Origin of the sequence: Cobetia sp. 29-18-1 (assembly GCF_029846405.1) — a bacterium.
GTDB lineage: Bacteria > Pseudomonadota > Gammaproteobacteria > Pseudomonadales > Halomonadaceae > Cobetia > Cobetia amphilecti.
The window spans coordinates 119,200-141,429 of the sequence record NZ_JARWKS010000010.1 but is presented as its reverse complement, the minus strand read 5'-3'; the positions used below and the strand labels follow the sequence as shown (position 1 = coordinate 141,429).

At 55.7% G+C, this 22,230-nt stretch carries 15 protein-coding genes; 3 read left to right on the top strand and 12 right to left on the bottom strand.

Translation table 11 applies throughout. The features are described 5' to 3' along the window. Positions 1-37: 37 nt before the first annotated feature. From QD208_RS10085 to QD208_RS10045, 9 genes are all read right to left on the bottom strand, one after another. Entirely contained in the window at positions 38-1,330 is a 1,293-nt protein-coding gene (locus tag QD208_RS10085; protein WP_052384808.1) for a type II toxin-antitoxin system HipA family toxin, read from the bottom strand. Further along, positions 1,327-1,569 (bottom strand): helix-turn-helix domain-containing protein, encoded by a 243-nt coding sequence (locus tag QD208_RS10080; protein WP_084589588.1) that lies wholly within the window; start codon positions 1,567-1,569, stop codon positions 1,327-1,329. Before QD208_RS10080 ends, QD208_RS10085 begins: the two co-directional genes overlap by 4 nt. A 445-nt stretch (positions 1,570-2,014) precedes the next feature. Then, positions 2,015-4,627 (bottom strand): site-specific integrase, encoded by a 2,613-nt coding sequence (locus QD208_RS10075; protein WP_153635475.1) that lies wholly within the window; start codon positions 4,625-4,627, stop codon positions 2,015-2,017. Next, entirely contained in the window at positions 4,624-7,113 is a 2,490-nt protein-coding gene (locus QD208_RS10070) for a hypothetical protein (protein ID WP_153635476.1), read from the bottom strand. Before QD208_RS10070 ends, QD208_RS10075 begins: the two co-directional genes overlap by 4 nt. A gap of 134 nt (positions 7,114-7,247) precedes the next feature. Continuing rightward, complete coding sequence (locus tag QD208_RS10065; RefSeq protein ID WP_225347877.1) at positions 7,248-8,072, bottom strand: hypothetical protein; 825 nt, start codon at positions 8,070-8,072, stop codon at positions 7,248-7,250. A gap of 364 nt (positions 8,073-8,436) precedes the next feature. Next, positions 8,437-9,384, bottom strand: coding sequence for a site-specific integrase (locus QD208_RS10060; protein WP_043335828.1), 948 nt, complete (start codon positions 9,382-9,384; stop codon positions 8,437-8,439). A gap of 334 nt (positions 9,385-9,718) precedes the next feature. Then, on the bottom strand, positions 9,719-11,284 hold the full coding sequence (locus tag QD208_RS10055) for a DEAD/DEAH box helicase family protein (protein WP_279836716.1): 1,566 nt from the start codon (positions 11,282-11,284) through the stop codon (positions 9,719-9,721). Continuing rightward, complete coding sequence (locus QD208_RS10050) at positions 11,281-11,826, bottom strand: hypothetical protein (RefSeq protein ID WP_279836715.1); 546 nt, start codon at positions 11,824-11,826, stop codon at positions 11,281-11,283. The genes QD208_RS10055 and QD208_RS10050 overlap by 4 nt, the downstream gene beginning before the upstream one ends. A gap of 731 nt (positions 11,827-12,557) precedes the next feature. Continuing rightward, positions 12,558-13,367, bottom strand: a complete 810-nt coding sequence (locus QD208_RS10045; RefSeq protein ID WP_279836714.1) for a helix-turn-helix domain-containing protein — start codon at positions 13,365-13,367, stop codon at positions 12,558-12,560. A gap of 507 nt (positions 13,368-13,874) precedes the next feature. On the opposite strand from QD208_RS10045, the gene QD208_RS10040 reads away from it, so the two are divergent. Continuing rightward, the gene (locus QD208_RS10040; protein WP_175090749.1) at positions 13,875-14,924 is read left to right on the top strand and encodes a phosphotransferase; all 1,050 of its coding nucleotides are present in this window, start codon (positions 13,875-13,877) and stop codon (positions 14,922-14,924) included. Next, entirely contained in the window at positions 14,924-16,258 is a 1,335-nt protein-coding gene (locus QD208_RS10035; protein WP_279836713.1) for an aspartate aminotransferase family protein, read from the top strand. Before QD208_RS10040 ends, QD208_RS10035 begins: the two co-directional genes overlap by 1 nt. 397 nt (positions 16,259-16,655) lie before the next feature. Here the strand turns inward: QD208_RS10035 and QD208_RS10030 are convergent, their stop codons facing one another. After that, positions 16,656-18,683 carry a TonB-dependent receptor gene (locus tag QD208_RS10030; RefSeq protein WP_279836712.1) on the bottom strand — a complete coding sequence of 676 codons (2,028 nt, stop codon included), beginning with the start codon at positions 18,681-18,683 and terminating at the stop codon, positions 16,656-16,658. Positions 18,684-19,040: 357 nt separating this feature from the next. Here QD208_RS10030 and QD208_RS10025 point away from each other — a divergent pair, with 357 nt between their 5' ends. After that, positions 19,041-19,919 carry an ABC transporter substrate-binding protein gene (locus QD208_RS10025; protein WP_279836711.1) on the top strand — a complete coding sequence of 293 codons (879 nt, stop codon included), beginning with the start codon at positions 19,041-19,043 and terminating at the stop codon, positions 19,917-19,919. A 106-nt stretch (positions 19,920-20,025) separates the two neighbouring features. Here QD208_RS10025 and QD208_RS10020 read toward each other — a convergent pair whose 3' ends face one another. Together QD208_RS10020 and QD208_RS10015 are read right to left on the bottom strand one after the other, a co-directional pair. Further along, positions 20,026-21,018 carry a nucleoid-associated protein gene (locus QD208_RS10020; RefSeq protein ID WP_024952240.1) on the bottom strand — a complete coding sequence of 331 codons (993 nt, stop codon included), beginning with the start codon at positions 21,016-21,018 and terminating at the stop codon, positions 20,026-20,028. An 80-nt stretch (positions 21,019-21,098) separates the two neighbouring features. Beyond that, positions 21,099-22,154 (bottom strand): LacI family DNA-binding transcriptional regulator, encoded by a 1,056-nt coding sequence (locus QD208_RS10015; protein ID WP_279836710.1) that lies wholly within the window; start codon positions 22,152-22,154, stop codon positions 21,099-21,101. Between the last annotated feature and the right edge of the window lie 76 nt (positions 22,155-22,230).

Sequence of the window (22,230 nt, the reverse complement as noted above, 5' to 3'; positions counted from 1 at the left end):
CGAGGCAACATCCAAACTTGAATTTCGCTGACAGGCACTACCATCGCTCGGCACGGCGGCACTGCTTTTGAATGTGTTGACGTTGCTGCTGCAACCTCGTCCAGCCTTTGCCTTCGAGACCGGCTTGCTGTAGCTGCTCCTTGAGTATGACTGAGTCGGATAGATCAGCGAGCATGGTAACCATCTGTTGAATTTGGCGCTTCACAAACGGATAACTGAATCGGCACTCCTCCGAAAAGGCCTGCCAATCGCGCGGTAGCAGCTGCATCGAATTGAACTCCCCGCCGAGGGAGAAGGCCATGTCTGAATCGTAACCGAGCACTATGGTGCCAACGAGGTCATAGGCTGGGGCGATCTGCCAACGACCTCGGGAGTCCTGTAACAAGGACACGTTCTTGGCATGGCCGTCACTGTTGCCAACCAGCACATTGAATATTTGCCAGCGAAGCAGCTGCTGAATGGATGCCGCTGAGGGTCGGCAGGCTTCGCGGACTGTTTGCACGATCTCTCCGAAACGTGGCCCACCGTAAGCCTGGTATTTCTGATTCCGCGACACGCCCATGGCCTGACACAGATCCTCCTGATGCAAACGCTCGACGTGTCCGCTTTCAATACCCAAGCGGTCGTAGCGTTCGACCATCAAGTAAGGATGTCGGCCGGCATAGACCATCGTGGTCCTCGGGCAGGCTATTCCCCCCAAGCGTGCCAGATTGTTCAGATACAGCTCATTCAGAATGACTTGCTCACGCCCTTCGACGGCGAATTTCAAAATATGGGTAGAGGGTTCGATTCCGATAGGTAAGTAGAGTGTATCGTTCCACAGTCGCACAGGGATCTTGTCCTGCGCGCCGGCCAGCGAAAGACGAGGGCGTTTGGCCAGAGCTCCTTCATTCATCAGGGCATACCGCTCGCGAGCACCTGCCCATTGCGCAAGTCGATCGAGCGGCAACTCGCGGTAGTTGTCATCGAGGGATGACGGTAGGGTTCTTGACGGCGGCATGTGATCGCTCGGAAGGATCGTCAGCGCACCAGCACAATCGCCGCCGATGGTCGCCAGTAGCGAGAAGTCGTCGTCTGGTATACCCAGGCGCTTGATCAGCGCCGCCCGGGCTTGCTCTTCAGGCAGCAAATTTGCGAACCAGTGATGCGCCAGAAGGTCTTGGGGCTGCCAAGCCTTTTGGCTTAGAGGCAAGCTGTACGAAATGGCATGCCCGTTCTGTCGCCAGGTATCGTTGTATTCGAAGCCCATCAGTCGGCCATCCGTGCCGCGCCACAACGTCCCTACATGCTGCGTGTCGCGCCATACGTTCAACGAATCCGGCAATATCATGATTCGGATCCCTCCGGTGGAACAGCGGACAGCTCGATGCCTAGCGTATCAAGTACGATCAATATGCGACCCAACCCGCAGCTGTCACGGCCGTTTTCCAACTCACTCAGAAAGCGAATGCTCAACCCGCAAAGACCTGCGAGGGTTTCAAGATTTAGCCCTTGCTGCTTGCGAGCGCGGCGAATCAACTTGCCAAGCGTTGCGGCATCATGAATGGGAACTGCTTGCGATAGGGGCATGCTAAGACCTTTCACGATAAGAAAGCGGGTTGTTGTAAACAATTTAGTATACTTAAAAATTTCCCTATAGGGATAATTGGGTGGATATACTGGAGTAGTCCTGAATTTTTCCCTATAGGGAAAATAGTTGGTGTGCGGGTTGCAAGTGCTGCAATTTTTCCCTTTCAGGACAATTTGGGGCGATCAGTCTGTCAAAGTGTCAAGGAGATCATCGCACCACGCATGAACTGCTAATGCTCCATCCGTGTGTACAGGCTCGGACAGCCTACTGTACCTCCTGACTCATCCTGGTTGCCGAGCGTGAGATGGCGCAGGTGGACTCTGAGTGCAACACCGCAAGTGATGGAGGGTGATACATCGGGGTTGGGCTATCTCTAGCCCGTCGACCACCTGCGCTTCGGCTTCGATAGGCGACAGCCAGTATGCGAGTATGCGATCTTCGCCTTCAGCGTCGCTTCATCAGCTCCAGAAGTACCTCACCATGTATCTCACCCAGCACATGCGTGTAGTGATGTGTCAGTGTTTGAGAGTTGCGGTGCCCGATCAACTTGGCGAGTAACTCGAGACGGTGACCTCGTGCCTTGGCATCTCTTTCCAGTACGTCGTAGACCGCTCGGCGGCAGTTCGCCAGTGCTGCAGGAGTGAAGGACCAATGTCCTCGGCAGGTGGAGGAAAGGCGATCCAGAAGCTGAGGGTAGTCGTCGCTGTAGAGGCGCAGTACGAGCCACGAGATTGCATTGTGCCTCAAGAGATGAAAGTCGAAGTGGATGTCCTCCAGCTCCAATCCGGGTGTGAGAGCACCGCGGAGAGACTGCCGGGCCCATGCCATGAGCGGGGTCAGCAAGCTCTCTCTTGAATAGCCCAGCGGAGAGCTTTCTGGCCCCAGCAAGGCAATGTTCTTCAAACGCTGCTGGCCAGCAAAGGACTCTCGGCGCCTATCAATCCATTCTTTCACCAGCGTCATCAATTCTGGGGATATCAAAAGGTGAAGAGGAACGCTGCGACGAGCATTTGCGGTCTTCCCAGCATGGATTTCTACGTAACAGTAGGTGGGGCCGTCATCTCCCGGCTGATTGATGATGACGTCATGCAGTGTCAATGCCATGACTTCTCCAGCTCTCAGGCCCCCGTAGTAGCCAAGGAGGAAGGCGATCAGCCAGCTGCGCCGCAATCCACTCCGTCTTCGGGAGAGCGCCCGGGTCAGATGTTCCGCCTCGTGCGGCATGATCAGATGTGTACGCAATGTACTGATGAAGCGACCTCCCTCACCCTGCACGGGGGGAATACCCGTTAATCGATCGTTACCTTGGCAGAAGCTGATGAACTGATTGAACGTCTGGAAGAAGTTGTGGGACGTCGAAGTGTCCCAGCCTTTCTGAGTCGGTAGCTGTTCGCTGATCGCCTCCATCAGTTCTCCATCCCAGAGCGTCAACCATGGGATATCGGGCAACATCATCATGGAGGTGGGCGTCAGACGACTCAGGTAAGTTCTGAGCGTGCTGGCTTTGTTGCCTTGAGTGCTCGATTGATAAGACAGCCATAGCAGTATCCAGAGTGGATAGCTGTCTTCGCCCAGCATGTGTATCAGCTTCTTCGCGTAGCGAGACGTAATGGCGTCATGCCGCTGGATCGCAGATTCCCCTCTGGGGGTTATCAGACCTTCATGCTCCAGTTCGGTGATATACGCATACAGTTGGTTGCCTGCTTTCACATACCAGTCTGTTGATAGTTGATCCTGCCTGTATCGAGGGGAGGTTGATGGTGACGATTCGTTACTCCTGACGCCTCCTCCCATAAGGAGTTCAGGGGTGTGAAGATCGGTCTCGATGTCTTCCGGTTCAGAGGCATCCATGGCGCCGGAAGCGCTTGACGTACCGGAGGTAGGGAGGGATGCCGCCGATAAAAAGAGGCTTTCGTCATGCTGCCAAGGAGAACGCCAGCTACACACCGGCAGGGGATAGCGCCGAAGCAGCTGTGACCAGAGGGGCGCAGGGCCCAACAATGTCGTGCACCGAAAGGCATGACGAAGCAATGATCGGACACTCTTCAGCGAAGCGGAGGAACCAGTCCTGCGTGGTGCCTGGCTATCTAGCAGCTGTGACAGACCGGTGACCAAGAGCTGATCCAGATGGGCAGCTCGCGCTTCCAATGGACTGTTTAGATCCAGCGTAGCATCCGAGGAGAACCACCATACATCTGCTCGCTGAGAGGAGGGGGCTGATGATGGGGCAGGGGACTGACGGCAAGCCCTGAGTAGCCTCCTGAGATGATTCGGGATTTTTAGCCGGTAATGGGCTGGATGTGTTCGAGATAACCCTGGCAGGCAGCCGATGAACCAATGGTGGGGACCGCGCTTGGTGTTCAGGCGTGGCAGATGCTCTGAGCTCAAGTTCAGCAAAGTATGGCGAATCACTTCTTCCTCCATCCCCAGCAGGGTACCCATGCTCAAGGCCAGGAAGAGAAGAGACTGCTCTGGCGTGCATTGGTTAGCGGGAATGCTCTGCAGGGCGCGTACCGAATCCAGCACCCGTTGCTGAACCTTGATATCTCGTGATGAGGTAGCCGCGGATGAGGGTCTGACCGGACGCTTGATACTGGTCGGAATCGTAGCCTCGAAGTCAGGCTCTCGGTTGAGATGAGTCAGTACAAGCGCGACTTCCTTGGTGACCTTTCGGGAGCTGAAGTCGAGTTCAGCTTCCTTGGTAAGCTGGATGGCGTTGCGAATCAAGGCTTGTACAGCTCGCTGGTTCAAGCGTGTGGCATTGTGTCGAGCGCGAGACGGCTTGGTGGAAGGCGCACTTTGCGCTCTAGCCTGTGCTCTGGTTACCTTTTTCTTATGCCGTCGCCAGGCGTAGCGTGCGACATTCTTGCGGAAATGTCTGAGCTCTTCAGATGAGGAGAAAAGGGGATGAGCTGGATCATCCCAGCGACGGAATATCCTACCCAGTGTTTTCGAAAGCTCGATCGGAGACAGCTTCGGAGTTGTAAGCTCTTGGTGCGTGGCCTGGGCAGGTACATCGGTTTTCTTCCGAAGATCAATGGTGGTAACAGCGCTCATCCTCTATCTCCTTGAATGGCTGGTCCGGCGTGCTCAATGGGCCATGGGAGGTCGTCTCTGTGAAGCAGATCCGGTGTCAAGCCGCATAGTCTGGCGATATCGGTTAGTGCGCTTCGTGTCGCCGATTGAATCAGGCTCCGATCACTGGCCGGGGATTGGAGTGAGTGCCCCTGGGTGGTGTGCCCAGCGAGTGCGCTAAATTCAGCGTGAGAAAGTCGCGATTGGAGCGCGGTGAGCATGCTGTGGCGCGTGATATTGGAAGGCTGGTGGCCCCACTGGCTCAATTCAGTTGCCAAAGGCGAAGGCATGAATGTTGGAAGATCCTTGAGCCACTGTCGCCAGTCAGCATGCTGCATGCGTTGCTGCGTCAACATCATTGTCGAGGCATTGAACTTCCATTGAACGGGGTAGGCGACTTGTTCATGCCTAAGAAAGTCTGCTTTGCCACCGTGGCGTTTCCACCATCGTTGCCATTCCTCCCGCCACTCATGCTGAAGCCGGAGCAATGTGCCAAGGGCAGGGACAAGTGGAATTTGGCGGCTTTCCTGTGCCCGAGCCGAATCCTTGTCGCGTAGCCAGAGCGTATTTTCCAGCTGCTCACATTGGGTTTTGGATCCAATTGGGCGAGCCAAGGTGCAGAGCTGCCATGCAAGTAAGGTCAGCGCTCCCAGTATCTGACCTTGCCGGGCAATGGCTTCGCCGACTGCCCGTAAGTCGCGACTACGATTCCCTTGTGAGGTAATCAATGAGGTAACCAGCATGGCGTGGTTCTTGGTAAGTTGCGTCAGCAAATGAAGCGGACGTTTGAAATAGCTCGGCTCCTGGGCTTTTGTGGATCCCACGGTGTGATCTTCGCGAGGTGTACGACAGTCTTCTTCTAATAAGGGAAATAGGCCAAGCGCAGCTTGAGCCGAGAGAAAAGCCTTCTGAATCTTGTGCAGAGGTATCGTTCGATACGTTGCCGGGGCAGAGAGCGAAAGCGGGAGCTCGCCTCGCAACCAGGTCGCGATCACTTCATCTTCACAGGCAGGTATCACCCAATGATGATGACTGGCGGACACGCGTCTCAACGTCAGAGTACTTCCGGGACGGTTATCCCCCCAGCGCTTGAGTTTTTTCTCGATCAGTGATTTCAGTGCTTTGAAGGGCTGGGCGCCGGGGAGCCATGCCTTTTCGGCCATGAGTGACTGATTGAGAGCGTTGGGCAAGGGCAACGTGATGATGGTTTCGTTAGGTGCCTTGTTGACAGAGTAATGGAGTAGCCCCTCCTCCGGTGACCAGCTGGGAACTTGATCCAGTGTCTGGCAGATGATCCACTCACGATTGCTATCGCTATTGAGGGGCAGCTTGGGGGATCGGGAGATTACCGTCGTCTGCAGCAAGCGCTCAGGTGCTATTCCACTGCAAAGTAGAATGCTAAGAAATGCCAAGGCTTGTCGGTTTGCAATAGCACTCTCAGATTCTATGAGAAATTCCTCATCTTTCGGTGGTTGGAAGATACGTAAAGCTGCTAGAACCTCTTCTTGTGGGCGTAGGCTGATGTCTGCAGATGTCTTGAGACTGCGGGCCTGTTGCAAGAGCTGTACGCTCTCAAGGTGAAGCGCCTGATCGCCTTGTGAAAGCAGCGTGTTATGGAATAGCTCTTTCACTGGGTCGAGGGGTGAGATACTGCTTTGGTTCAGATCATTAGATGATGATTCATTCTGATGTTCATTGTCATCCGTGAGCTCTTCATCATCCTCTATTAAGGCATGGTCAAGTGCTTGGATTGACCTGTCAAGGGAGCGATAGTCGGTATATTCAGCATGAATTTTGTAAGATTTGTCACTGGCCCAAAGTGGCGAATCACGAAGAATGGTATCGACATGTTGACGTCTTTTTTGATTTTCATTGCGAGCTCTATGCTGTTTTCTTATTGGGCTACGAGTGAGCTGGCTCGACTGATAAATTTCGTCAAGCAAAGCGCGTGTCGCTTTCTTATTGCGCAGATGGTTGGGATGCTCCGATGGACGATCAGTTGCTTTATCATAGGCATGAAGAAACTGTTCGAGCAGCTCCAAATCAGCATCGGAAAAATGCTCCGGAGGAGGAACTAACTGCTCTCCCAGGGTAGGGGAAATGGGTCTGGGGAAACTGTTTTGAATATCATCCAGGTCGCCCCAGTTAAGTAGCCGCTTAAGCGCCTTTCTAAGCTCAAGTATCTGGGTGTAATATTTGATGGCAGAGCCACGTCTTACAGTACGACGTGGCTGACAAAAAATCAGTCTAAGCAGCTTTCGGATACTGCTTACGCGAGGATCAGTGAGCGATATAAATCGGTAGTTCACCGTGTAATGAAGGCAGTGAGACATTCTATGATTTCGATGTGACTCATCTTCCATAAAAAATTGGCTTTCTAGAAACTCTTCTACTTGGGGCACAAGGTCTGGCTCCGAGTAATCGGCGGCAAAGAGGCGAGCACTGAGGCGATATTCTGAGGCAATCAAGGGTGGGAGGCTCCTCTTGAGCCACTCCGGTACAAGGGGCCAGCGGGACCCGATCGCATTGAGGTCGTAATTAGCCAATATTTGGTCAGGTAGTTGGTGTTCACTCACGTGAAAGCCTCCTGTTTATCAGTCAATCAAAGCTCATAAAGCCAATCAATTTGCGAATCTGAGTCGTTTTCCCTCTTATTGTTCGAGTACTTGTTTTTTTCTTTTATATTGCTTTGCTTGTTGGTATCTGATTCCTGCTTCCTATTATCTTTTCTTTTGCTATGGGTGTTCTTCTTACTTGTTTTAGCGACAGTGGCGCCGTTTGCTATATTTCTATCTTTAGATGCATTACTTTGACTTTTATTAGCGCTATCCGTTATTGTGTTCATAAACTTTCTAATCGAGTCAGTGGAATAGCGATATTTGAACATTGATGAGATTTGCTTGTGTGTTATTGGCAAGTTTTGTTGAGTGACTACATTGCTCCATGCGTATTGTAATCTTTCATCACTAATGAAGTTTCTGAGTATATTGTTCCATAACTTCTTCTCGTTAATATTGATATCGCCAGTGGTATGTAGGTTGTGGATATTGATCCATTCCCAGCCAAGCTCGAGCAGAGGCTGTAGCACCTGGTAATAGAATCTCACCACCTGGACTTCATCTTCGTTGAGTCTGCCGATATCGATCTCGATGCAAAATACACTTTGTGAGACGGGCACTTTCTGTGTGGATACGATGGCTTTGATGACATGAAAATTCACGAACTCCTCGGAAGTGTGAGTCGACTGAACGTTGCTGCGGAAGCGGACAGGCGCTATGGGCAGGCTCTCTGTCGCGACCGTTGGTCGAAAAGCATGCTCCTCGTTCATAAGCTCGGCGGTGTCCACCTCGAGTACTCGCTGATAGATGACAAGCGTCTTGTCAGCGCTGATTTTCACTAGTGACGGTGTATAGGTAGCATCTGGCATATTGATGACTCCAACGATAGGCAAAGGGGGGCCGAGACGTATGAGAGAATCATTCGTCGAGTTCATGTCCAGCAAACGCGAGTAACTTTGAGTAGTGATGATCAGTCGAGTAATACACCCGACCTGTAGAACGATATCTCTGAGAGTACTACCTCCTGATATGTCTAATCTGAATCAATGTGTACTAATAGCATAACTCAAGTAGCAAGAATCTACTGCATCAGTTAACCGTCAAAATCGACCGTTTCGCGAGCATTAGGGCTTTTTAGCGTCAATATTGGTAGTGATTTTTTATTATGACTTTGCGTTTGATTGCTTTTCTCAATTCATCGATTATTGAACGGTAATGTACTGTTCGTGTTTATCAAAAGTCATTGGCACTGTTTTCGAAGGGGTCTGCGACCCGAATATACTCCGTCAAGGTGCTGAGATGCCTGTGACCTGTTACGCGTTGTATCTGCTCCAGGCTCTTCCCCCGCAGATGAGCTTCAGTGATCAGGCCAGCACGCATGCTATGTGTGCTGAATCCCCGTGAAGCCAGGTTTGACCGCTCAAGCCCTCTGATCAACGCATTCTGAAATGCAGTTCGAGAGAGTTTCGAGCCTCCTGGCCTGCCGCCCAGCGAGACGCTGCGAAATACCGCACCTCTCTGGATATGGGCGGCTTCTAGCCAGCGATACAGGAGATTGACTGGGCAGTAGGGGAGCGAGGTATCCGCATGGTGAATGGCTTTGACTTCATGTCGTCCTTCTTGATTGGTCTTGCTGCGGGCGAGCCTGACCAACACGCCTCGTGTATCCCATGTGAGGTGCTCGACACGAAGGTTGAGGACTTCGCTGTAACGAAATGCTCCATAGAACGTCAGGCAGAACATGGCGGCGTCGCGCAGATCTCGCAACTCGCTCAAATTCAGGCTATTCAGCAGCTGATGCAGATCGTCTCTCATCAAGGCTGGTGCACGTTTCACCGGCACTTCATTGAGGCGTGCACAGCCGCGCATGACCCCCTTGATCATTTGCTCATTGCCCAAGGTGGGGCAATTCATGACAAGGTGCCAACGCCGTAACGAGCACAGCTGCCGCTTGAGCGTATTCGGTTTATAGCCGTCCTCGAAACACCGGGTGAGATAGTTGGCTATCTCCGTGTCGGTGCTGGGGAGGGTGCCGCCACGTCTGAGAAACATCCGTATGTCGCTTTGGAAGGCTCGGATGGTACTCGGTGCAAGGCTTGCCATTATCAGCTTTCGTGCCGAGACCGTCAGGCAAAGTCCCGGCAGAGAGTCCTGGTTTCCCTGATAGGGGATCACTTGCATTGCCTGATGTCTTCGTCTTTGAGGCGGGTGAATGCCTGTCGGTGGTCTGGACACCATGAGGGATCTCCATCGATGTCGAAAAGTTGGAATGATGGCCGACATGCGCTTGTGAGGCGGCCAACCAATTTCACGCTATCACTCTTCGTAAATCAGCCAACCCGAAATGCATGCCTCAGAAGGCATGGAAAGTCGAGAGTCACGCATGCTTAGGGTTATTGGAGGGATACCACTAGCAAGTGCATGATATGTGAGTGTTATCTCTGGGATGAGGTTGAAGAAAAGTGAAATCATCTGCCTGGTCGTGCAGGCGGTGCAGCCGAATCGCTGCCTGTGGTCAGAGCGATACCAGGCGCGCCAAGAAGGCGTTGGAGAACGCCACATCATTTGCCAGATCGAGAGTCATCTCTCGTATTCCCTCTGATAGGCTCACACACTCACTCATGGGGGCCTGAGCATGTGGCGCGCCATGCATTTCAATCGTGGGGAGTTCTCCGCTCGTGCCAGGGTCGTTGGAGGCTATCGAATCTGTGGCTGGATAGACGATTGGGGCGGGTGTTGTCGGGGAAGAGAAGGGATCCAGTTGGATCGCAGCATGCTCGTCGGGTAAGTCGTCAAACAGCCGGTAGGCGTAGTGCCGTAACGTGCTTTCGTTGTGTGCATAGAAATAGCACGCATCATCTTGTGCATGTCGACGCCGTATGATTCGGCCTAGCACCTGACGAAAATACTGTTCGGTCCTGACGTGGCTGAGGTAGCAACATACCTGCAAGCGGGGAATGTCGATCCCTTCACTGACCATGTTGACGGAGACAATCCACGAGGTATGGCCGTAGCGAAAGGCCTCAAGTCGTGCGTGCGCCCCTTCCGTCTGGCTGGTTACCAGACACACCGTCTGTCCCATCTGTTTCAGACAATCAGCGATGTCTTCCGCATGGGAAATGTTGGATGCCACCACCAATCCTGCGGCGGTCGGGTCTTTCTCCTGAAGCTGTCGCAAGCGTTGGCAGCTGACGTCCAGCAAATGCTGCTGAGGCCCGGGGTGACGCAGCAAGGCGGCGTAATGCACCCCTGGGTGACGCAGCAAGGCCGGGATGCTTTGGTAATACAGTGTCTCGCGCTGCGCCTGCTGCTCAGCCACCAGACGTATGTCGTCGTTATCTATTAAATAGATCTGGGGAGTACGGCAGACATCATCCGTGATGGCATCACGCAGGGGATAAGTGAAGTCTGGGATCAGCGCGAGGCGGTCACTGTCCGCCGATGGCAGGGTTGGCACCGATGGCTCGGACGCTGAGGCGTCTTCATGGCTCGGTGCCATATAACGCAGCATCGGAAGGCAACTGCCATCAGTGCGCCAAGGAGTGCCTGACAAGGCGAGCGTAAAGCGAACATCGCGCTCCAATGCCAAGAGCGCCAACCCCCATTGATTGGCGCCGGTGGCTGCTGAGCTGGTGTAGGCGTTTTTTGCGGCGCATGCTGTCGCGCCGGCGGCATGGTGGCTTTCGTCCCAGACCAGCAGGACACGCCCTTGGCGACAGAGTTGCTTGAGGTCCTCCAGGCGGAAGCTGAGCGCTTGATAGGTCAGCGCGATACCGATGTCCCCCAGCCTGCCCTGCATGGGCCGCCCCAGAATTTGCGAAAACGTCTCGCGTGCACGCTCCACCACGGCAGAGGTGGGGCCGAGATAGATGACGTGATCAATGCTCCCGTTGAGAATCAGTTCCTCAGTTAGAACGGCTGCCATCAGCATCTTGCCCGCACCTGGGGTGGCCTGGCACAGGAAATGGGGCTGCTGATCCGAAAGCCGTTGAAGCGCTGTCTCAATACAACGCGCTTGCCAAGCTCTGAGTGTCGGGCTTGTCAGAGAGGGCAGTAATCGATTGATCTGACGCGGCGTCATGAGGCACCTCCAGCATGGCGTTTTGCAGAGAGCGCCAGCACGGCGGCCAGTTGTCCCTGGAGTTCACAGGCGCGCTGAATCGCATCCTCCTGAAGTGGAGCGATGTCGGGTTTCGCCTCCGGATAGTCCTTTGCCAGCTGATAGAGGTGCTCGGCTTCCGCCTTCGCGGCCCGCATAGATTTTTTCAAGGCTCGACGTTGTTCCTGCAGTGCTTTATCGAGCGGTAGATGCGATGTGCTGTCGGTTTTCGACGTGGCAAGATCCTGTCGATTGCTCGGCAGTGGGATATCCGGTGAGCGCTCGGAAGTGCTATCGATGAGTTGATAGACGCGGCGACGCTTGCCGATGGTGTCGGATTGCACAACGTGACCATCAATGACCAGGCGATCGATCAGGTCACCGACACGTTGCAGGACAATAATGGGTTTATAGCCCGCCAACTCTGGATGTTTCATCAGCTCGTTGCGGCAGCTGACTTTCGTGAAATGAGTCGGTTTATCCTTTAAGGCTTTCAGCCACTGCTGAAAGTGCTGTTTGATCAACTGACCTCGTCGATAAGCTGCTGCAGTCGAGGAGTCTTGGAATGTGGGAGAGCTTGAGGTGTGAGGAGAAGTAGAGCTGTGCTGATTCTCTGAGGTGGTGGTAGAAGACGAGTCGTGTGACGCCGAAGCCTCAGGCATCTTGGAAGACTCGGCTATTGCCTTGCCCGTAACAGAGGGCATATGAGGAGTAGATGAGGCTGTTGGGATGGTGTGAGAAGAATTCGAGGTCATGACAGCACCTCGCTGCAGTCGCCAGCGATACGTGCATGACAGTCTTGGGAAGGGGGATCGGGGTAGCCGCCATAGGGAGTGGGCAGATCGGGGCTACGCGGAGATGCCGTAGTCTGAATGACCATGGTTGAAGCTCCTAGAGTTGAGGAGCCGCACCCGCTGTCGCCAAACAGTGATGGGGGCGGCCGTACGCAGGTTGGCGAACCGGCACTCTAGGAAACCGGCAGACCCTAGGGTCTCCCACGCACGACCGCCATAACGCATGGCAGACACAAAAAAGCGCCTGTCATGGTCTGGGGCGCTTATGCGCCTAGAGGTATTCGAGTCGCCAAACCCGATCGGGGATTTTGCCCCGATGCTCAAAATTTAGCAGATGGTCGATGGGAGGTAAATATCACTTGTTCGATTCGTCACTGATAATCGGTCTGACGCTCCGACGAGAATGGAAGATCATCGGTTTCCGAAAGGATCTCTGAAGTGCCTAGTGCACTTGCACCCCTTCAAGCTTCCAGCAAGGGGGTGGCGCGATAACGTGACAGCGTCACCGACGGCCGCTCGCCAAACAGATGACGATAATCCTGCGCGAATTTTCCCAGGTGATAGAACCCCCAGTCATTGGCAATCTGGCTCACCGTACTGGTGCTGTCCGGGTCACATAGCCGACGTCGTACATGGTTGAGGCGGTTCAGGCGAATGAAGTGCATCGGGCTGATACCGAGAATGCTTACGAAGCTGTTGTGAAGCGTGCGCTGGCTGACATGGGCGATGTCACACAGGGTGTCGATGCTGATGGGGGCAGAAGCACTGCCATTCGCGTAGTCACGTATCTTCGCGACGACTTGACGCCGGTGGTGATAGCTCGGGTAGCGCTCAGGGAGAGGGGTCTTTTCGTGCAGGATGGTGTTGACTGCCAGAGATAGAATGTCCTGGTGGACCTGTACCTCGAACCCCGCACTTTGACGCTTGAGCAGGCATTCCATCAGGAAGGTGGCGGCCTGCCGAGTCTTGGATGATACCTCCAGACGCATCACCTGTTGTGGGTCTGCCTCCAGCAATGCCAGTGCCGACTCTCCCGCGACGTTCACCAGCCAGTCCCGCCGTATCACCAGACTATAGATCGCGAAGTCATCAGGCGTGGTCAGTTCAAAGTCATGGTCTCCCGGCTGACACATGATGTCCTGCGTTTGCAGAGAGTAGCCATTGATACGGCAAGGTACCCGAGCTGCCGGGATGCCCAGCCACAGCGAATCCGGCCAGACATGACATTGCTGCCCGAGCGCATGACTGGTGTATTCCTTGAATACCTGCATGTGAGGCAGGTGAAGTTCATCGATACGGCCATAGAATCTTCCCTCGCCGTATTGTTCATATTCCTGTGACCAATCGGTCAGGTTGCCGGCCTGTTCATTGACGTCCCATGCCTCCCGCGTGCACTTGCCTGGTGCGAGTGAATCTTTCCTGTTCTTCCCTGTGGCATCGTCTGCGCCTGCTAGTGACACATATTGTGGCATATCGCGTGTAACTCATTGTTTTTCGTGGTTAAGCAAGGTTTGCCGGATGCTGATAACGCTCTCCCTTGCTGTGTCGTTAGTCTGTACATGCAACTTTCGCGCACATCTTCAAAGAGGGAGCGGGGTTTCGGAATATCGATTCGCATACCCATGCCTGTTTCTTCCGCGAAGTGGCACCGAGACCACAAGGACAAGAATCGCCGAGGAGGGCATGGCTTCGACAATGAGGCCGCCCTTCATGTGACATCGCGAGGCAGTGAGTATTTCGCAGCGTCCCGGCCTTTCTGATGTCAGCGAGGTAGTGAGATGTATACGGACACTCTTACAAATCAAATAAAAATTGAGTTGGCGCGCTGTCTGGAGAAATGGGGCCTATCGAAACAGGCTCAGGTATCGCTCCTGACCCTGTCGGAGAACGCGACCTTCATCGCTGAGGAGAGTGCGACAGGTCGCAAGATCATCATTCGTGTCCATCGGCCGGACTATCACTGCCGAGAAGAGATCGAGTCTGAATTGGCCTGGATACGCGCTATTCGGGTGACCACCGAGGTCAACACGCCAGCCCCTTTGCCGACTAAGACGGGGAGCCCTGTGCTGAGCATTTCCGTGGGCGAGCTGACATTACTGGTGGTGGCCTTTGAGCATGCAGCGGGGGCTGAGCCAGATATCGGTGACGGCTTGCCGGAATGGTTCGAGCGTCTCGGGGCTGTCACTGCGACCTTGCATGCGCACAGTCGTCGTTGGCAGTTGCCAGAAGGGTTCGTGCGCAAGCATTGGAATCTCGAGACGATGATCTCTGCGCAAGGGCTATGGGGGGATTGGCGTAATGCCCCCAGCATGACGATGAACGAGGCTCACACCATCAGTGAGGCCATCCCCTACATCAAGTCAGAGATCGCGTTATACGGCACGGCACCCCATCGCTATGGCCTGGTGCATGCCGACCTGAGGCTGACCAACCTGTTGGTGTCGGGAGAGGGCATGTCGATCATCGACTTCGATGATTGTGGCTTCTGCTGGTATGCCTATGACTTCGCTGCCGCCATCAGCTTTCATGAGACAGACCCCTGTGTTCCGCAATTGCGGGACGCCTGGCTCAAGGGCTATCGCTCGGTTGCTGAATTCTCGGCAGCGGATGAGGCGATGCTCGACACCTTCATTCTGATTCGCCGCATCTTGCTATGTGCCTGGTTGGCAACCCATCAGGAGAGCCAGGAAGGCCAGGCGTTGGGCAGTGACTTCAGCCGCGATACCGCGGTGATGGCACAGCGCTATATGACACAACGTGGCCATCCGGTACGCGATGGCTACCTACCTGATGATCTGCAACGACACCACAATGTGAGGATGGCGTGATGGAAAAGGTACGCGGGATTCTGGATCAGAACGCCTTCAGCATGGCGCACATCGACAAGGCAGATGCGCGAATCGGCGCACTGGTACGCAAGCGGCTGGAAACGGTAGGGCCTACATCCATGCTCTTCTATGAGGAGCCGCTGCACATCGTACGAGGGGAGCGGGTCTGGTTGTTCGATGATCAAGGCAAGCGTTACCTGGATGTCTACAACAATGTGCCGTCCATCGGCCACTGCCATCCTCGCGTGGTCCAGGCGGTCGCCGAGCAGATGGGGACCCTTAACGTGCACAACCGCTATCTGCACGAAGGCATTCATCGCTATGCCGAGCGCCTACTGGACACGCTGCCGCACACGCTCAATCGGCTGGTCATGATGTGTACCGGGAGTGAAAGCAACGACATGGCGCTGCGGCTGGCGCGTGGCTGGACGGGCCGGCAGGGTATCATCGTCACCGAGGCGGCCTATCACGGCAACACGGCGGCCGTGACCGAGGTGTCACCGTCTTCCTACAAGCAGGGCACGCCACCGGATCATGTCCATATCCTGCCGATTTCCGAGATGTCCCAGCAATCGGACCCCGCAGCCTGGCTCACTGAGCAGGTACGGCATGGTATTGAGCAGCTGGATGCTCGGGGCTACGGATGTGCGGCCTTGCTGGTGGACTCGATCTTTTCCAGCGATGGCATCTACGCGGACCCCGACGGTTTTCTAAAGCCCGCGGTCGAGATGCTGCAGGCACAGGGAGGGCTATTCATCGCTGATGAGGTCCAGCCCGGCTTCGGGCGCACGGGGCAGGGGATGTGGGGCTTCTCGCGCCACGGCGTGAGGCCGGATGTGGTGACCATGGGCAAACCGATGGGCAATGGCTTCCCGATGTCCGGGCTGGCGGCACGTGAGGAGTTGCTGGCGGTGCTGAACGCCGATATGGGCTACTTCAATACCTTCGGCGGCTCACCGGTGGCCGTGGCGGCGGGCACGGCGGTGCTGGACGTGATCGCCGAGGAAGACCTGATGGCCAATGCCACACGTCAAGGCGAGTACTTCAAGCGACAGCTCCAAGATATTCAGGCACGTTTCGAGGAGGTGAGCGATGTACGAGGCGCCGGGCTGTTCCTGGGATTGGATCTCTGTGACCCGACGCGTGACGGAGCGCCGGACGCCCAGCGCACCACGGCGTTGATCAACGACCTCAAGCGCAATGGCGTCTTGATCGGCGGGGCCGGCAAGTCCGGCAGTACCTTGAAGATTCGCCCGCCACTGTGCATCGAACGCTCGGAAGCCGACCTCTTCCTGGACAGGTTTGAGCAATCCTTGAGAACGACTTCCAGGTAACCCACTCGCAATACGTCATGGATCATCGGTGAATAACTCCGCTTCGGTGCGGCAGGTTGCAATTGATAAGCAGGGTATTGCACTGGCTCGTGAGCTAATGGCTCATGATGTAATTGCTGCAGGCGTCTGGCGAGACTTTTCGATGAGGTGATATGCGCTTCTTCCTTGGCCTATTACGTGATTCATCGGCCTGGGGGCAACGCTTGCCAAGGTGCAAGCCTTCCGCGAGCGGTTGCTGGAGGAAAGTGGCAGCGAGTCTCGTGGATCTGATGGAAGCTGCTGATGAAGACACCGGCCCGTCATGACTGACGTCTTGTTTTAAAACCATGAGCTGCAACGCATCAAGGGGAGCCTCGGCTCCCCTTGATGCGTAAGCATGAGTGGATCTAGTCGAGGGTCAGAAGTCCATGGTCAGCCCAAGGTTCAACCGGCGGCCATCCAGCACCACGCCGTAGGTGTCATTGGTGACTTCCTTGTCAGCGATGTTGTAGAGGCCAGCCTTGACGCGAGCGCTCTCGTTCAAGGCATAGACGACACCCACATCGAAGAAGGTATAGCTCGGCGTGCCTTCGCTCATGCTGGTACGTGACAGGTAATCACTGGTTTCGCCACGGTAGTTCCCCTGTGCCCACAGGTTGAGGTCGTGAGTAGCCTGCCAGTCGAGTGCCACGTTGAGCATATGTTCCGGGACCTTGTTCAAGGGCTCGCCCTTGAATTCACCACTTTTCTGCTCGGAGTCGGTGTAGGTGTAACTGGAACTCAGGTTCACGCTTGGCGTGATGGCATAGTCCAGTGACAGCTCGATACCCTGCATGACAGCTTCGTCGATGTTGCGGTAGGTGCTGACGAAATAGTAATCAGTGCCGGCATAGCTGCACTCGCGGAAGGCGGGATCGGAGAAACCTTCATCCGGGCCCTGGCAGAGGCGGTCTTCGGAGATCTTGTCCTTGAACTGGGTGTAGAACAGGGTGGCGCCGGCGCTGAGCGTGCCAGACTGGTTCTGGAAGACGGTGCCCAGCTCGTAGTTGGTACTGGTTTCCGGATCCAGCTCCTCGTTACCGATGATGACAGCGCTGCCCCGACCGGTTCGACGTCCAAAGCCCTCTGTCGCAGCGGATAGGCTCGGCTGACTATAGCCCGTGGAAACCCCGCCCTTGAGTGTCCATTGCGGGTCAAGGTGATAATTGGCGTAGACGCGCGGCGAGAGATGTCCGCCAAACAGCTCGTCATCGTCGTAGCGCAAGCCGGTGGTGACGTTGAGGTCCTCGGTCAGACTCCATTCCATCTCGACGAATAGCGCCGCGATCCAGCGATCGACGTTATCGACGGCCCCCGGGACATTCGAATCCAGCAAACCATTGGTCTCATCGGTCAGCTGCTCGAATTTGTACTGACCGCCGAAGGTCAGCATATGGTCGCCCCAGAAGTGCGTGGTCTGGTTGTTGAGCGTGGTGACTTCTTCGCGTTTCTCATCATCGGAATCCAGCACGTTCTCCGAGATGTCGTGCTGCAGATAGGTGTCCGTGAGGAAGCTGCCGTAACTTCCCTTGTGGCCAAGGGTATAGACATCCTTGTCGTAGCGATAACGACTGGTTTCGGAATCATCTGCGATGCTCACGCCAGCATTGTGAGTGTATTCTTTCTTGGAGGCGGTATAGCCGAGCGTGAACGCATTGTCCTCATCTGGTGTCAGCGTGAACTCGGCACCTCCTTGACGTGTGTCGCTGTCGGGCATGCTTTCAGCATTGTCGCTACCGCCCTGGTAATCGCTTTCTTCATAACCGGTCCAGTTTCCGTGGACCTTGAGACCGAGCAGGCCTTCGATGAGCGGCCCGCTGGTATAGAAGCTCAGTTGCTGCCCGTCATTGCTGATGTCGTTGAGCGAATGGGTGTATTCCGTCGTGACAGACCCCGACCAATCATCCGCCACTTTTTTTGTGATGATGTTGATGACGCCGCCCATGGCTTGTGAGCCGTACAGCGATGACATCGGTCCGCGAATCACTTCCACTCGCTCGATCATCGAGATCGGGGGGAGGCCAATCTGCTTGCCTTCATCATTGCCATTGGTATTGACGGAGCGGCCAGCCGAGAGAGGGCGGCCATCGATCATGTAAAGCGTGTAGCTGTTGTCCATCCCTCGAATACTGATGTCCTGAGAATTCCCGCCCCCCGTGACATAGACGCCAGGCACATTATCCATGGCATCTGTGATGTCCGTGTACGACTGCTTGTTGAGCTGCTCGCCGGTAATGACCGAGATACTGGCAGGGGCATCCGAGATCACCTGTTCGTAGCCGGAAGCTGTCACCACCACAGGTTCCAACTGGCTGGAGTCGTTAGCCTGTACGCCAGCAGGTAGGCAAGCGGCGGCGATACCGATAGCCAAGGCCGATCGAGCAAAGGGGAGTGCGGGGACTGTCATGTTCCTGGATCCTTGAGGTCGCGATTATGTCGTTATTGAGCCACGAGTTTTTTAGGGTTGTGGGCCACTGAGTGCTCTGTTGACGTCGACTTCGGGTTGGGAATACGACAGGCATCATCGCATCAGTGTCGATCTTTTTTTCGTGTTTAAGAAAACAAATGATAAACATTCGTATTTTTTAGTTCAGGTGTGTTTCTTTGTTGGCAGAGTTGCGTTCTACGCAACCCTTGGTGATGGCATGGAGTCGTTCGTAAATTGCGGGTTATGCAACGCACAGTTGCATGATTTTGAGGAAATAGTCGTGCTAGGATCGCAAACACAAATGATATTAATTATTATTCAATAAAGGGAATGTCGATGAACGTCACTGGGCTCACCTTGTCTGTCTCTACTCTGTTGTTGGCTGCTTTACCCTTGAGTGCACAGGCACACGAAGTCGCCGGGGGAGAGCATGGCCCTTCCGTCGTGAGTCTGGACTGGGGCGCTGCCGATACGCTGGATGAGCTGGGCTTGGCCGAGCATCTCGTCGGGGTTCCACATCAGTCTGCACCCGCCTATGTGTCGCATTTGATCAAAGATCGAGCAGATGTCGGCGGACTCAAGGAGCCTGATGTCGAGGCGATCGCGGGATTGGAGCCGGACCTGATTCTGGTCACCGGCCGTCAGTCTGGATCGCTTGAGGCGCTCAAGGCTGTGGCGGAGACGCGTGATGTCACTCTCGAAGAAGGCAATTACTTCGAAGCATTTAGTGACAAGGTGCTGAGCCTGGCGTCCCCGTATCATGCTGAGGAAAAGGCACGTGAGAAGCTGGCAGCGCTCGAGTCGGATATTGCGACGGCGCGTGAAGGGCTGGCGGAAAATCTTGACGCGTTGGTCGTGATCCATAACGACGGTCGTTATGTTCTGCGCCAGGAGCCGATCGTCACTGAGCTGCTGCAGATCGATCAGCCGGCGCTGCCGAACTCCGTGGAGCCGGTCAGCCGTGGTGCGCGTACTTTCTACCCGCTGACGCCAGCGAATATTGCCGAGATGGCGCCGAATGCTCTTTATGTGGTCGATCGCAGTGCTGCCATTGGCCAGACCCCGATGGATGCTGACGCGCTTGAGGCCGCGCTGGCCGATGCTGGCGGCGCGGACATTGGTGTCACCGTGCTATCCCCGGGGCTTTGGTATCTCTCCGGCAATGGCTTGCAGAGTGTACGTGCTCAGATGAATGAAGTTCTCGAAGGGCTGTAAAGGCCGGGGCACACGGTTTCTTGTCAGACACACGAAGGCCAGGCATCTGCCTGGCCTTCGTGTGTCTGCCGGGTGTGCATCAGGTGATGTCGTCTGATCAGAGGCTTCAGCGTTGCTTGAGCTGATCGCGCAGGCCCGTCGGGACCTGCTTGATGATCAGACGGTCACTCGCTTCATCGTATTCCACCGAGTCGCCCAGCAGGTGCGAATCAAAGCTGATCGAGACGCCCGCGGCGCGCCCGGTGAAACGCTTGAACTGGTTGAGCGTCTTCTTGTCCGGCGGGATTTCCGGTGACAGCCCATAGTCGCTGTTGCGAATGTGGTCGTAGAAGGCCTGCGGGTGCTCTTCATCGATCAGCTCAGACAACTGATCCAGCGTGATTGGCTCGCCGAGCTTGGCCTGATCAGTGGCGTAGTCGACCAGGGTATCGGTTTTCTCGCGACTGGCCTCCTCGGCCATGTCTTCCTTCTCGACGTAGTCGCTGAAGGCCTTGAGCAGGGTGCGGGTTTCCTGACCGGCATCCCGCTGCTCCTGTGCGCCCAGCGTTTCGGCGAAGGCCTCGGCGAGCTTGGTGCGTCCGCGATCGCGCGCCCAGGACAGATAGGGGTGAGACGTCGAGCTGCCTTGCCATTGACTGATATCCAGTCGTGCGGCCAGCGACATCTGGGTCATGTTGAGCTGTCGGGCGGGGGTTACCGCGAGGGACTCGTCGATCGCGAAGCCGTCACGATGGTGCAGCAACGCCATGAACAGGTGACGCGTCTCGCCCTGTTGGTGATCCACCACCAGCAGATGACCGCCTGTCGGGAGGTTGTCATCGATCAACGGCATGAGTCGACCGGCAAGCGTCTGGGTCAGGCTCGCGAAATCGCTATCACCTGCGAGGAAAGACGCCAGCTCGGCGGGGAAGGCGGCAGGTGCGTCTTCATTGAAACGGCCCCAGTTCTTGGCCTTGCCGTGGTAGGCATCATTGAGCCCGGACACCAGATCCTCCAGTGCATCGGATGCCGGCAGGGCAGTGGCGGCAGGCACCAGCTGGGCCGGCGTCTCGCTATTGCCCTTGTCGATACGGTGAATGATGCTGTGCAGGATCGGCATGGAAACCTCCCTCGGCTGCGATGAACGGGCTGGGGATGATACCTGCCACGCCCCATAGCGTCACTCCTGGCGACACCTCCTCACGGACAGGTCTCGCCCTGGATCAGCTGTGTCGAGAGCCGGTGTGATGACGCGGGCTCCAGCCCCAGAATCATTCGCGCGGCAAGGCGGCCTTTCTCGGTACTGTCCTGGTGGACGGTGGTCAGGCGCGGTGACCGATATTGTCCTTCCTCGATGCCATCGAAGCCGGTGATACGCAGATCCTCGGGAATTCGGATGCCACGTTGTTCGGCCAGGGTCACGGCGGTCAGAGCAATACGGTCTGACATGCACAGCAGGAGGTCTGGCCGCTCGCCGGCCGGCAGGTCGAGTATCTCTGCCAGCACCGGCGCGCAGACCTCATAGGTGTTTTCCTCGATGTTCCACATCGCGACGTCTTCCAAAGCCACCTCTCGCTCAGTCAGGGCGCGATGAAAACCTGCCAGACGTGAGCGGGTGATTGTCTGACCCGTCGCAAGCAGCGCGTGGGCATCGGTGATGGGGCCATTGCAGGGCGTGTCGGTCAGGCGCAGGTTGACGATGCCGATACGACTGGCGGGTGTCTGCAAGGCACGTTGCGCGATGGCGTAGCAGGCGGGCTCATCATCCACATGGATGGCGGGGTGATCGCCCAGATCGAAGTCGACGGCCACGATAGGCTTGTGACCCGCACTCTGGAGTTCTTCCACCAGCGCCATGCTGGCCATCAGCCCGTAGACGATGAAGCCATCGGCGATGCTGGAAGACCCGGGCACCTGGGAGGCATTCTGGCGGCCTGAAAGCAGCAGTAGGGTATGGCCGTGAGCATCCAGCACTTCCGCGATGCCCGACAGCAGTTCGCTGGCGACGGCGTCCTTGAGGCTGTAGGTCAGCGTCTCCGCGAGTACCACGGCGATGATCCGTGAGCGCCCCGTGCGCAGACTGCGCGCCTTGGCGTCCGGGCCACGGTAGCCAAGGCGTCTGGCCTCCTCGAGCACCCGCTCGCGCAATGCTGGCGAGAGCTGGTCGGGGCGGTTGAAGGCGTTGGAGACGCTGGCGGTGGAGACGCCGAGTTGTGCGGCTAGCTCCTTGAGAGTGATGCGGCGAGGCGATGACACAGGCGTCGGGTTCCTGAAGATGAAAAGCTTGAACGATTAAGTGCAGAGATAGCATATCGCCACGTACCAGAAATGC

Excerpts from the sequence above, each read along its gene's own strand:
- QD208_RS10065 (WP_225347877.1), bottom strand. The coding sequence starts at position 8,072 with ATGCCAGATGCTACCTATACACCGTCACTAGTGAAAATCAGCGCTGAC.
- QD208_RS10020 (WP_024952240.1), bottom strand. The coding sequence starts at position 21,018 with ATGCCGATCCTGCACAGCATCATTCACCGTATCGACAAGGGCAATAGC.
- QD208_RS10080 (WP_084589588.1), bottom strand. The coding sequence starts at position 1,569 with ATGCCCCTATCGCAAGCAGTTCCCATTCATGATGCCGCAACGCTTGGC.
- QD208_RS10025 (WP_279836711.1), top strand. The coding sequence starts at position 19,041 with ATGAACGTCACTGGGCTCACCTTGTCTGTCTCTACTCTGTTGTTGGCT.
- QD208_RS10055 (WP_279836716.1), bottom strand. The coding sequence starts at position 11,284 with ATGACGCCGCGTCAGATCAATCGATTACTGCCCTCTCTGACAAGCCCG.
- QD208_RS10035 (WP_279836713.1), top strand. The coding sequence starts at position 14,924 with ATGGAAAAGGTACGCGGGATTCTGGATCAGAACGCCTTCAGCATGGCG.
- QD208_RS10060 (WP_043335828.1), bottom strand. The coding sequence starts at position 9,384 with ATGCAAGTGATCCCCTATCAGGGAAACCAGGACTCTCTGCCGGGACTT.
- QD208_RS10040 (WP_175090749.1), top strand. The coding sequence starts at position 13,875 with ATGTATACGGACACTCTTACAAATCAAATAAAAATTGAGTTGGCGCGC.
- QD208_RS10085 (WP_052384808.1), bottom strand. The coding sequence starts at position 1,330 with ATGATATTGCCGGATTCGTTGAACGTATGGCGCGACACGCAGCATGTA.
- QD208_RS10075 (WP_153635475.1), bottom strand. The coding sequence starts at position 4,627 with ATGAGCGCTGTTACCACCATTGATCTTCGGAAGAAAACCGATGTACCT.
- QD208_RS10030 (WP_279836712.1), bottom strand. The coding sequence starts at position 18,683 with ATGACAGTCCCCGCACTCCCCTTTGCTCGATCGGCCTTGGCTATCGGT.
- QD208_RS10045 (WP_279836714.1), bottom strand. The coding sequence starts at position 13,367 with ATGCAGGTATTCAAGGAATACACCAGTCATGCGCTCGGGCAGCAATGT.